Raw genomic sequence first — 12,395 nt, forward strand, 5'->3', positions numbered from 1 at the left:
GGGTATGTCTTCTCTTGTTAAGAAGCTCTTTTTTTTGCTCTGGATGGGAGTTGCGCTTTCGGGCTGTTTTACGGAAAGAGGGGATGAAGGGGAGTTGCTCTACGGCCGGCATTGCGCCAGTTGCCACCTGGAAAACGGCGAGGGGCTCAGGGGGGTGATTCCACCTTTGGTCAACTCAGACTACTCAGAGAAAAACCGCGATATACTGGCTTGTCTCCTGCGGCAGGGAATCAAAGGGCCGATCACGGTGAATGGGCGCGAGTACAACCAAGCCATGCCCGGCAACCCCAACCTGTCTGAGGCCGACCTCACCAACATTATTAATTATCTGCAGAAAGAGTTTAAATCTCCAAGCCGGCGGGTGTCATTTGGAGAAATAAGGGAGCAAGTGAAAAACTGTCCCTGATACAGGAGAGAAGATTAAAGCAAAAGAGCAGCTGGTTTACCGGCTGCTCTTTTGCTTTATAAGAAATCTGTAAAGAAACTAGGCAGAATGCTTAGCGGGAGGTAGTGCCACCTCCGGTTGTGCCGCCAGTAGTTCCAGTAGTTCCGGTGGTGCCACCTGTAGTTCCAGTGGTGCCTGTTGTGGTTCCGGTAGTGCCGGTTGTTCCTGTGGTACCAGTAGTGCCCGTAGTTCCGGTGGTACCTGTTGTTCCAGTTGTACCGGTAGTGCCAGTAGTACCCGTTGTTCCGGTTGTGCCACCTGTAGTACCGGTAGTTCCGGTTGTGCCAGTGGTGCCGGTAGTACCTGTGGTAGTTCCGGTAGTGGTGCCCATGGTGTCTGATCCCATATCAGTAGTGGTGCTGGTGCCATCGTCCATGGTGCCGCTGTCTACTGTGGTGTTGTCAGTTGTTGTGCCATTGGCCTGATCTTCTTTGCTGCCACCACACGATGAGAATGCTATCATGGCCGCAAGAGCGCAAGCAGCGCCCCAATTTAATCCGTTAATTTTCATAGCTAAAGTGAAAGGTTAAGGTTGAATATTGTTCACATGACTCTTCCTACGTGATTGCAATTTATTTAGTCTCACTCCGTTGGAAATATTCTTATAAAGTTTAGAAAAATACGTATTTACCCGTATGGAGGCCTTCGGGAAAACCCGTAGGCGGTGTAGTCTCTCCTTTGCTTTGTAGAAAACCGAAGACGTTTAAATAGCAGAAATCCTAAGCTCCCCTTCAGAAGTAACCTTGAATCTTATAAACTAATAATTTTAGTATTATTTGTGATTGAGGTGAAAAGCTAATAATTTTAGCTATGGAAAAAGACAGTTCAATAGGTGGAAAAGGAGCCCGGCCTTTCCAGGATCAGGGTCTTGCCAAAGGCCGAGGGGCCCAGTATAACCCCACCAATCCCTACCTGAAAAACGAGTATGTGGTAGAGCATCAAGAAGGGTTGGATGAACCTTGGGAGCGGCAAACCGCTACTCAGTTTTTCAAGGAGTTTCCCAAAACCATCGTGAATGAAATCACCTCGCCCGACCTTGGGTTGAGCTATTCCATGAACCCTTACCAAGGGTGCGAGCACGGCTGCATCTATTGTTATGCCCGCAATACCCACGCCTATTGGGGCCTTGGGGCCGGGCTGGATTTTGAGCAGAAGATCATCGTCAAAGAGAACGCCCCCGAAGTTTTGCAGGCCCAATTGGAGCACCCCAAATGGGAGGTTCGCCCCATTATGTTGGCCGGCAACACCGACTGTTATCAGCCCATCGAAGCCAAAAAGAAGATCACCCGCCGCCTGCTGGAAGTGCTCCTGCAGTACCGCCACCCGGTAAGTCTCATCACCAAGAATGCCCTCATTTTACGGGACCTTGATTTACTCACGGAGCTCCACAGCCGCCGCTTGTTACACGTGAATATCTCCATCACCACCCTGGACGAAGACCTCCGGCAGAAGCTGGAACCCCGCACTTCTACTGGGGCAAAACGGTTGCAGGTGGTCAAGAGTTTGTCAGAGGCGGGCCTCCCGGTGAACGTCATGGTAGCCCCCATTATCCCCGGTTTAAACGACCACGAAGTGCCCGCCATCTTGGAAGCTTCTGCGGCGGCGGGTGCCTTGTCGGCGGCCTATACCATCGTGCGGTTGAACGGAGCCGTAGGGGAAACCTTTGAGGATTGGGTCCATAAAGCGTACCCAGATCGGGCCAGTAAAGTGCTGAATCAGATCAAATCCTGCCATGGCGGAACCCTTAATGATAGCCAATTCGGGAGGAGAATGGCAGGGGAGGGGAGATGGGCCGAGACCATTAAAGCGCTTTTCAAGGTCTCCCTGAACAAGCATTTCAAGGGCAGGAGCATGCCTCCTTATGACATGACGGCCTTCACTCCCCGGGGCGGAAAGCAGCTCAACCTTTTCTAGTTCCTTTTTAATATCTGTCTTTGTCGTTTATGACTTCCTCCCGAACAAGATGTGCACTTTATGCTTAAAGCATTACTTTGGGAAAGTGTGCCTAAAATACTGGTAAACAAATTTAGTGTGGTGTAGGTGTGACAGCCTGTCAGTGTGTGGTAAAAGGCCAGAAAGCCCAAATTATCTGAATTTAGCCTAGTACTCAGGGGAAGGGAGGGAATGCTGTTCTTCTAGATCTGCCTCTTATTAGCAAAGCTGCCCAAAAGGCCACTCGTTTACCTGGTTCCCAAGCCACCTTTTGGGTAAAATGGATGTTCCACGGTTTATGTGGCGAGTGAGATGGCGCAGGATATGTAAATAAAAACCAGGTTCTTCGAAGGTCTTATCTGTATTGTGGGTTGAAGTAGGGCTGAAAGAGCCTGTGGGAAAGAATATCTGGGGGTGGGAAAGAAATTCAGGTATGATACGTTACACTAGGTGAACGTGTTACGGGTGACACTTTTCAGGGTTGTTCAAAATTGGTTCTTTCTGAATATAACTATTTCTAAAAAGGGAGGGTCTTTGTATCTTTAGGCATGGGGAATACCCTTACTCAAGCAGGTAAAGTGGCAGGGAAGAAAATCAGGAGAAGCTTCTTGTTTAAACTCATTGTGTTTTTGAACATCGGCGCCGCGGTCCTGTTGATCCTTTCCCATGTGGCCTCTTACATCAGCCCTAGTAGTCTCTGGGTGGCTAGCCTGGTGGCCCTGGCATATCCGGGGTTGCTCCTCCTCAACCTGCTCTTTATTCTGTACTGGCTTCTGGTGAAAAGCAGGGCTTTGTTCATTTCCCTTTTCGCCCTATTGGTGGGCTTCGATAACCTCCGAAACCAGATCCAATTGAACCTGTTTCAGACTGAAGTTCCGGCCAACGCCCAGAGGCTGCGGGTGCTCAGTTTCAACGCCCGGTTGTTTGACCTCTATGAGTGGACGGGGAACCCCAAAACCCGGGACAAGATCTTCAAGATGGTGCAGGACCAAGAGCCCGATATCCTTTGCTTCCAGGAGTTCTATACCTCTTCTAAAACTGGCCGAAATAACCTGGACACGTTGCTGCTCCTGCAGAAAGCGAAAAACCACCATGTGGCCTATACCGAGACCCTGCGCAACAGCGATCACTGGGGTATTGCCACCTTCAGCACGTACCCGGTGGTGGGCCGGGGGAACATCCTTTTTCACGAAGCCACTAACAACCTCTGCATTTTCACCGACCTTAAAATAGGAGAGGACACCGTGCGAGTGTACAACGTCCATTTCCAGTCGAACCGGTTTAAGCGGGAAGACTATGAGTTCCTGGGCAACCCCAATGCCAAGCCCTCTAATGACGAGAAGTTGACCGCTTCCCGCAACATCATCCGGCGGCTGCAGGTAGGGGCCGTAAAGCGCGCGCAACAGGTGAAAGTAGTGGCTGAGCACATCTCCGCCTCTCCCTTTCCGGTCATCGTCTGCGGCGACTTCAATGATCCTCCGGCTTCGTTCACGTATAATAAAATTAGCAAGGGTTTGGAAGATGCCTTCGGGGAAAGTGGCTGGGGCTTGGGCAATACCTACAACGGGTTGTTCTCCGTTCTTCGCATCGATTATCTGCTTCATGATCCGCGCATGGTAGGCACCGGCTACAAAACCATCCGCCAGAACCTCTCCGATCACTACCCCATCGTGAGTGATTTATGGTTGAAGAAGGAGCGGGCTCCTGGGAAGGAATAGTATATTCCTGGGGAATTGCCGTTTACGGAATTTAATATTTTGCCTTTTAGATTCTTTTTGGAATACAATTGAGGAGAGGAAGGGTTTGGTGCTTTTCTTCTTTCGTTCTCCTTTTCAAGCAGGATGCTTCCGGAAATATTTCGGTCTGTAGGTAATTGCTTCTTCAGTGCGGAAGTTACTTCCAAGAGAATGTCTTTTCTGGTAGTTGATGCAGTTCTCACCATCGACTAGAATAGCGTTTCTAAACTGGAGGTCTTCCCTTGTAGGGGGAGGGGGAGGGCTCTTCTGCCAGCCGGGGTGTTCCCATTCATATTGACCTTGTAGAGAAAAGGCACCGACTTGTCTCCTGCGTGTCCTTTGCAATTAACAGTCATTTTCTGAAACGGTACCAAAGGGGCGCACCCACATTTCCCTTTCCTCTCTCCCTAACCCATAACGCCGTTGTTGGTGTTCTCACCAACGACCATAACTGCGTTTTCATTTAGCCTTTACCTTTTACCTTCCATTTCTTTCCAACCAAGCCTCAGGGCTGCAGTTACGCCCTGCCCACGTTTGTCAGGTTGATCCTTGATGCTCAACTTAACCAAAAGAATCAAGAAGAAAAGAAACTTGCTGACGCCCAGACAGTCTTTTCTTCACCTCTTCGTACCACCCCGCTGAGGCCCTCTGTTTCATAGTTGACGTAGGCCATTGCCGTTGGAAAAGCTATTGCTTACAGGTAAATAGGAGCAGGGTACGCAAGCGCCCAGCTCCTATTTAGCTGTAAGAGAAGTAATGGTGTTTGAGCCGTTATAAAGGCCTTCTAAGCTTCGCAGGAACAAGAATTCTTCACTGCTTTAAGGGTGAGCTTTAAATCCTGAGATGCAGATGCACTGGGAGTTTAAGGTTTTTTCTTCAAAGAGGATTTAAAACACTTTATCTAAGCACGATCATATGGCTCAGTTGAGAGGAGTAAAGCTTAGGCTTGACATCCTAAACAGCAACTTACAAGTATGTACAGCCGACTTTCAAGTGAGAAATTTTTTTTAGGGAGAACCCTTAAGCTACCCTTGAGGCAAGGTGCCACCTACGTAGGCTGTTTTAAGGCCGTTTTTGGAGAAGAGAGCATAAAACAGGCAATCCCCTGACTTAACTGAAACAGTTGTTTAAAGCGGTTCGAAACAGCCTTGCAGGGGTACAAGGCGGGTGCTGATTCTTATAAGGCGTGCTTCTCGTTTTCGCTGACGTTGGCGAGGGTCCACTCTACGCGGGAGACGAATTCGTGTTCGCGGACGTGGCAGTCAGATTTGGTGCAGAGGCGGCAACTGGCGGGCGGAAGGCAGGGGTCCAGGTGCACGAAGAGTTCTACCACATCGCCCATTTCGTCGGAGATCATGTCCTGGAGCATTTCCACTTCTTTGTGGGCTTCCTGCAGGTTGAAATACCAGGGTAAGGTCAGGTGGCTGTCTATGTGCAGTTGGCTGCCGTACTTGATTACGCGCATGTTATGGAGGTCAATCCAGTTCTCGCGGCGGCGTTGGTTCAGGACGGTAATAATGCGTTCCATGAGCTCATGGTCGGCCTCGTCCATGACGCCAGAGATGGAATTGCGCACGATGCCGTAGCCGGTGTAGGTGATGAATGACCCGAAGATGATGGCCACCACGGAGTCCAGCCACAGAATCTGCGTGAAATAGATGCAACCCAGGCCAATCACCAGACCCAGACTGGAGTAGGCATCTGAGAGCAGGTGTTTGCCATTGGCGATGATGGTAAGGGAATGGTGGTCGGTGCCTCTCCTGATGAGGTAACGCCCCGCCAGGAAATTGACCAGTCCGGTGGCCAAGGTCAGGAAGATACCCACGTCCATTTTGTGGATAGGCTGGGGGTACAGCAGGTTGTACACCGACTTGAAGATGATTGCCACGCCCGCCAGGGAAATAAGGGAACCCTCCAGGCCCGAGGAAATGAATTCTATTTTGCCGTGGCCATAGGGGTGGTCTTTGTCTTTGGGTTTGGCCGCCAGGTAAACACTGTACAGGGCCACACCCCCGGTCACAAAATTAATGATAGACTCCAGGGCATCGGTGAGGATGGCGTTGGAATTGGTAAGGAAAAAAGCCCCAAACTTTACACTGAGCAGCACCAAAGCCAGCACTAGCATAAGAGCCATGACGCGAATAGAATCCGCCGATGAGGTGGAAGGCATAGCATTGCGGGTTAAAGATACTTTCGCCTTTCAAACGAGTAGAGAGGTAAAAGGGGGTGCAAAAGTACGGCTTTTTTTAACCCGCCGAAAATAATATACAGAAAGAACTGCTACCCAATGGAACATAGGGTAGACCAGAAAGGAAGAGCTGCTTAGAAAAGTTTACCCGAAGAGCAGGGTCAGGGCCCAAGAGATCAGAGAGGCAAGCAGACCCAAAAAGAAAAACAGAAAACCCAAAATTGGTTGCATAAGCAGGAGCATTAACTGAAGTAAAGTTAATTATTTAAAATTAATGCAACAAATACATGGGAGGATTCATATAAGTCTATTGTGGGTCACTTGGGAAAGCTATAATTTAGCTGTCTGTACATGAATTGAAATTAACGTTTGGTGAGACTTTTATGAACTCCTCTGTGAAAAAGGCGGTACCCGGTAAACCAATTGAAAAGTTATTGAAAAACAGTCTGCTCCTGCAAGCAGATCCTACCAGTATAAATGATTCGTTGGCCCGGTTACAGGACTTGCGCCAAAAATACATACAGACCCCTGTAGCCGGTAAAAACGTGCTTAAGTTGCCTGCCTTGAAAAAATAAACTTTCTTTCCACAGAAGGTTCCCCATTTTATTCTAAGTCTTTACCTCAGGCTTTGCTGTTCAACGGCAAGGCCTTTTTTGCTTGTTGAGAAGAGTGGGCGGGCAAATGTACAGGAGTGGGAAATGCCCGTTATATAATGCATTTTTAGGCAGGGAAAAGGGTTTCAGCACGGAGTCCTTACTAGGAACGAAGCCAAGCCACCTTCCCTAGATTTCTGTTATCCCCATCAATCATTCAATCAATCAAGGAAAATGAAAACGGGCACTTTCGTTTTAGGGGCTCTTTTTGAAAAGAAGCCTTTAAACGAAAGTGCCCGTTTTGAGGGGTGTGCTGGCCTTAGTCTATCAATCCTTCCTGGATGGCATACTTGATGAGCGTGGCGGTGTTACGGGCCTTGGTTTTCTCAATCAGGTGCTGCCGATGCGATTCAATGGTCCGTTTGCTGGCGAAGAGTTTGTCAGCGATCTCTGCGTTGGTGTAGCCCTCGGCAATGAGTTTCAGGACCTCCATCTCGCGTTTGGAGAGTTCCGGATTGTTTTTGGAACCGGCGCTTTGGGTAGCCCCCTCGGGGTTGTTGGCTTTGTTGAGTAGGTTAAGGGCTACCTCAGAGGAGATAAAGGAGTTGTCATTGGCCACGGTCTTAATGGCGTGTACCAGTTCATCACGGCCAGCCGTCTTCAAGACGTAGCCCATAGCCCCGGCAGAGCGAACTTTGTGCACGTAGCTTTCTTGGTCCAGCATGGTCAGAATCAGCACCTTTACGTTGGGGTACTTTTGTTGCAGGTGTTGCAGGGTTTCAAAACCATCCATCACAGGCATGTTCAAGTCTAGCATGATCACGTCAGGGGTGGTTGTTTCCAATAGGTCCAAAAGTTGTTGTCCGTTCTCTGCTTCCCCAATGATTTGAATGGTTCTTTCAGATTTCAGTAAAGACTTCAACCCATCTCTGATCAATGTATGATCATCTACTAGAATTACTTTTATCATCGCTTGCTATGGTTAAAGACTGAAAGGGTAAATAAATCAAGAAATTCTTATTAAATCTAATTTCTGGGAGGATTCAATTGGCTACCTTATCAAAGTATAGTATTAGTACGGATAATACTTTATAGGGTACTATGGATAGCCCGTATTGTTTCAGTTTTTTACAAAACTCCGTATTTATACTCAATTAGAAATGGGGTATTAATGACCTTTCTTTGGGAATTGCACCTGCCTAAATTTGGTAAGTTTTGCCTCTAATAGGTTCTCTTACATAAGAATAGGGCTAAATAAAAGCCAATGGAAATCTCTACCCAAATAACGAGTGCCGGATTATTGGTTTTTCTCAAGGGAGCATTGGATAGTCTTGCAGAGGAAAAGGCAAAGCTTCAGTTAAAGGCTCTGTTTCAGTTCAATAGAAAATACCTGTTCCTTGATTTCTCTGGCGTGACCGAGGTGACACCTACCGGGTTACGCAACCTCCTTCCTTATGTGCAACAGGTGCAGCAGCAAAAAAAGGAGCTTATTCTCTTTAATATACAGGAGAATATGCATGCCTTAATAACGTCCTCTGGTTTTGACTCCTTGGTGAAAGTAGTAGATTCTTTAGATTCTGCAATTAAGTATGTAGACAGGAAAAAGGGAGGTGGCAATTAACATAAATTTAATCTGCATTATTGGAAATAATTTACTTACTTTATAAAAAAAGACCATGAACATAACCATAGAAGAAGAAACTTATGCTTATATTCTGCGTCTGAGTGGAGAACTAGATGCCTCTACCTGTTTGGAGGTAGATAATGAAATAGAACGGGCTCTGGGTAAATCTATTGAGCAGTTATGGATTGACTGCGAGGACCTAAGCTACATCTCTTCCGCTGGCCTGGGCGTTCTTATTTCCCATTTGGGTACCTTAGAAGAACGGAATATCAACCTGGTGCTGTACGGAATGAGCGCCCATGTGCGGAACGTGTTTGAGCTGTTAGGCCTTCACCTGATCATGAACATAGTTCCCTCCAAAAAAGAAGCCATTCTGCAGGAAAAATAGTCCTTTTTAAATAAGTCCTTACCAAAACAGAGTAGGTTAACGGTTTGGATTTCCTGCTAAAATAGCATCTTTGAAGTTCTCCCCCTCAGAAAGAATAAGCCGGCCGGTTGCCTTTTGCTGCCCGCCTCAGAACCCTCCTAAAGAAAACGCACCAGAGACAATCCCCCTCTGTTTGGGTTTCCTACTTGCTCCTACAAACATTTTCGTGTAGTAAAACCAGGGCTGCCCTTGTGGCATTCTGGCTGATAACCCTTTCATGGGGTGGTTTTCTGAACGGGAATTCCTGCCAGGTAGAGCCCTGTTCCTTGTGATTCAGACAAAAAGAGCGTGGCGTTTAGGGGCTGTTTCTTAAGAAACAGCCCCTAAACGCCACGCTCTTCTATTCCAATACCTTAATGCGGAATGTCAATGGTAATGCAGGTGCCTTCACCGGGGGCGGAGTCAATGGAGATGGTGCCCTGTAGGAGCTTTACCCGGTTCCGGATGGTGGTGATCCCCATTCCCTTTGAAACCATTTTTTCAGACCAGGTCTGGGGCATGCCTTTGCCATTGTCCTGCACGCGCACGCGTACCGCTGAGCCCTTGTCAACCACCTGCACCAAAGCCTCGGTGGCTTCGGCGTGTTTCATAACGTTGTTGAGCAGTTCCTGCACAAACCGGAACAGGTGGGTCTCCAGGCCATAGTCGGTGGGGCGGTCAAAACCCGTGATGACGCACTGTACGCAGAAGGCGGGGGTAGATAGGCGGGTGGCCATGTCGCGCAGGGCATATTTGAGCCCGAAATCCACCAGGGCCCTGGGAATAAGCTCATGGGCCAGGGTGCGGGTTTCCTTGATGGCCTCTTCCAGAAAGCCCGTGACTTTTTTAAGCCGTTGCTTTTCCTCACCCAGGTCAACTGATTCCAGTTCCTCCAGGTTCAGTTTGGCGGCGTACAGAAGCTGGGCCAGGCTATTGTGAAGGGCCTCGGCAATGCGCTTGCGTTCTTCGTTCTGGGTGGTGAGAATAGCATCCATCACGGCCTTTTGCTGGGTTAGCCGATTCTGGGTTTCCTCTTTTTGGCGTTCCTTCTGGGTGGTAGTGTCCCGCACAAACCCCAGGATGCCTGTTACTTCGCGGGCAGCATTGTACAGCGGCGATAAGGTAATTTCAAAGGATCGCTCCTGGGGCAGGAAGGGGAGGTTGGTAAGGGTAACCTGCTCTCCGTTTAGTACCTGGCTCAGCCGTTTCTGTAACTTTGACTTCGCTCTGATAGGTAAAATGGAAAAGATGGGCTCGCCTATGACTTGCTTGCGGTTAATGCTGGTGATCTGCTCAATGGCCCGGTTCCAGACGTTGATCTGCAGGTCCTGGTTGATGGCCATGATGCCGTGCAGGTGGGTTTCCAGCAGGTTCTCAGAAAACTCTTTTTCCAGCATCAGCTGGTTTTGGGCCTCTTTTAGGTTAGTGACGTCAAAAGCGAAGGAAATGGCAGATTTGCTCTGCTGGTCAAAGAACCCGTAATGGCGCAGGTACACCTCCCGGCCCTGGTGAACAAAGGGGACGGTAACCGTGTCGGGGTGACCTTTCAAGACATCCGCCAGAAAATCTTTCAGGGCCGGGAAGGTCTCAAAGAAGTTTTTCCCGGTGAGTTCATCGTCCTCTTTGCCTATTTTCCTCAGGCCTTTGCCCTTGCTCTCCAGAATGGTGCCGAGCTGGTCTACCATGGTTAATATCAGAGGCAAATGCTCCAGAAGTTGGTCTAACAGCATTTTCTGGTGCTGCGCCATGGCTTCGGCCTGCTTTTGTTCAGTGATGTCAAGGCAGAAGCCAATGGCCTCGCTGGTTTGGGGGTCCTGGAAGAGGTACACCTGCTTATGCACCTCCTCGCCGTCTACCTCAAACCTGATCTGGCTGGTGATTTTATGCCCTTCCAGAGCCTTCCTAATCTGGCGGTCTAACTCGGGGAGAACGGCGGCAAAGGTGTTGCCAATGAGTGAGGCGTGGTCATGCTGCCGATGGGGGGTTAAGTGCGCCCCCTTTGATTCCAGCACCCGGCCATCTTTGCCTACGCGCCAAAGGGTCACCGGCAGGTTGTGCAGAATGGCGGTAACGGTTTCATGTAGTTGCAGGAGTTCCTGTTCTGAGCGCAGGCGCTGGGTGATGTCCTGAGCGATACCCACCAACTGGATGGGTCTGCCGGAGGTGCCGCGTTTGAAAATAGTCTCCCTGAACAGGATGTCACGCCAGGTACCGTCTTTGGCTTTGATGCGCACCTGTGATTTCAAAAAATGGCCGTCTTTCACCTCGCTGAACCGGTTGGCCCGGTCTTGGAGCAGGTGCGCATCTTCTGGGTGGTAGAGGGTGTCCAGTAACTCACGGGGGTGGCCTTTGATGTCAGCAGGGGTGTAGCCCAGGAAAGCGAGAAAGTCACGGTTGTTGTACACGTTGCGGCCCAGAATCAGGTCTTCTACGTAGAGGAAATCAGGCATGGCCTCAGCGGTTTTCTTGATGAGGAGCTGGCTTTCCTGTAATTTCTCATTGGCAATGCGCTGCTGGGTGACGTCTTCAAAAGTAAGCACAAAGCCATCATCTAGTTTCACGGCCACGCAGTTAAGCCACCGTTCGGTCTTGTTTTCTATAAAATGGGCCGTAAACGTAGCGGGTTGTCCATTCTCCACTACATGAACGAACGTGAAAAAGTGGCCGTCTGTAAGAAAACTGGGCAGCAGCTCGGTGAGGCGATGGCGGCGCAACTGTTCCAGGGTATGGTCCAGGAACAGCTCAGCGGTTCTATTGAGCAACACCCACTCAAAGTCAATGAGGGTGCCGTTGCTGTCGCGCACGGCCCTGAATACCTGAATGGCGTTAAGCGAAGAGTTGATAATGGTAGAAAGCAGCGCCTCTTTACTGACCAGTTCAAGGTGCGCCGTTTTGCGTTCGGTGACGTCTATAAAGGCAATGCGGCACTGGTCGGTGTCATTCTCGCGGCGCAGCAGCATGCCTTCCAGTTGGGCATAGAAAACGGTACCTTCATGGGAGACCACCTGCAACTCAACGGTTTGGGTTCTGTCTGAGAGAAGCACCCTTTTGAAGAAACCGTAAAAGGCATCAAGGCTCTCAGTGTGCACAAACTGGCTGAAGCGGCGGGCAATCAGCTCCTTTTTGGTAGAGGCCAGCAGTTCCACTCCTTTAGCGTTGGCCTCTTCAATGACACCGTGTTCATCAAGGGTCACGTAGCCGAACGGCGAGTGCTGGTATAAGTCAAGGTACTTGGCCCGGGCTATTTCCAGTTCCTGGGTGGCCAGTTGGAGCTGGTGATTCTGCATCTCCAGCTCTGTCTGGTGTATTTGGAGCTCCTGTATAAGCAGGCGCACCTCATGGGGCGTCATTTTCTGAACGTCAGTGACACTCACAGGCTTTTGTAATTTCTCTGCCCGTTGCCGCAGCAGGGAGAAATCATGGGCCATTCCAATCGGGCTACTCTTCTCGTCACTCATATGCCAATCAATT

Annotated in this window: 9 protein-coding genes; 5 read left to right on the forward strand and 4 right to left on the reverse strand. The window is 49.4% G+C overall.

From position 1 onward, the window contains the following. Positions 1-4: 4 nt before the first annotated feature. Positions 5-406, forward strand: coding sequence for a c-type cytochrome (locus tag EFB08_RS22000; protein ID WP_123129147.1), 402 nt, complete (start codon positions 5-7; stop codon positions 404-406). Between the two features lie 91 nt (positions 407-497). Here EFB08_RS22000 and EFB08_RS23700 read toward each other — a convergent pair whose 3' ends face one another. After that, positions 498-908 (reverse strand): hypothetical protein, encoded by a 411-nt coding sequence (locus tag EFB08_RS23700; RefSeq protein WP_193553989.1) that lies wholly within the window; start codon positions 906-908, stop codon positions 498-500. Between the two features lie 347 nt (positions 909-1,255). Here EFB08_RS23700 and EFB08_RS22010 point away from each other — a divergent pair, with 347 nt between their 5' ends. Both EFB08_RS22010 and EFB08_RS22015 read left to right on the forward strand, forming a co-directional pair. Further along, positions 1,256-2,359 (forward strand): PA0069 family radical SAM protein, encoded by a 1,104-nt coding sequence (locus EFB08_RS22010; RefSeq protein WP_123129148.1) that lies wholly within the window; start codon positions 1,256-1,258, stop codon positions 2,357-2,359. Between the two features lie 566 nt (positions 2,360-2,925). Beyond that, positions 2,926-4,095 carry an endonuclease/exonuclease/phosphatase family protein gene (locus EFB08_RS22015; RefSeq protein ID WP_123129149.1) on the forward strand — a complete coding sequence of 390 codons (1,170 nt, stop codon included), beginning with the start codon at positions 2,926-2,928 and terminating at the stop codon, positions 4,093-4,095. Positions 4,096-5,290: 1,195 nt separating this feature from the next. Here EFB08_RS22015 and EFB08_RS22020 read toward each other — a convergent pair. Continuing rightward, the gene (locus EFB08_RS22020; protein WP_123129150.1) at positions 5,291-6,283 is read right to left on the reverse strand and encodes a cation diffusion facilitator family transporter; all 993 of its coding nucleotides are present in this window, start codon (positions 6,281-6,283) and stop codon (positions 5,291-5,293) included. Positions 6,284-7,213: 930 nt separating this feature from the next. Beyond that, complete coding sequence (locus EFB08_RS22030; RefSeq protein ID WP_123129152.1) at positions 7,214-7,864, reverse strand: response regulator; 651 nt, start codon at positions 7,862-7,864, stop codon at positions 7,214-7,216. 294 nt (positions 7,865-8,158) lie between these two features. On the opposite strand from EFB08_RS22030, the gene EFB08_RS22035 reads away from it, so the two are divergent. Together EFB08_RS22035 and EFB08_RS22040 are read left to right on the forward strand one after the other, a co-directional pair. Further along, complete coding sequence (locus EFB08_RS22035; RefSeq protein WP_123129153.1) at positions 8,159-8,515, forward strand: STAS domain-containing protein; 357 nt, start codon at positions 8,159-8,161, stop codon at positions 8,513-8,515. Between the two features lie 55 nt (positions 8,516-8,570). Beyond that, positions 8,571-8,906 (forward strand): STAS domain-containing protein, encoded by a 336-nt coding sequence (locus EFB08_RS22040; RefSeq protein ID WP_123129154.1) that lies wholly within the window; start codon positions 8,571-8,573, stop codon positions 8,904-8,906. 392 nt (positions 8,907-9,298) lie between these two features. Here the strand turns inward: EFB08_RS22040 and EFB08_RS22045 are convergent, their stop codons facing one another. Further along, entirely contained in the window at positions 9,299-12,382 is a 3,084-nt protein-coding gene (locus EFB08_RS22045; RefSeq protein WP_123129155.1) for a PAS domain-containing sensor histidine kinase, read from the reverse strand. Positions 12,383-12,395: the final 13 nt, after the last annotated feature.

The organism is Rufibacter latericius (genome assembly GCF_003721515.1).
GTDB lineage: Bacteria > Bacteroidota > Bacteroidia > Cytophagales > Hymenobacteraceae > Nibribacter > Nibribacter latericius.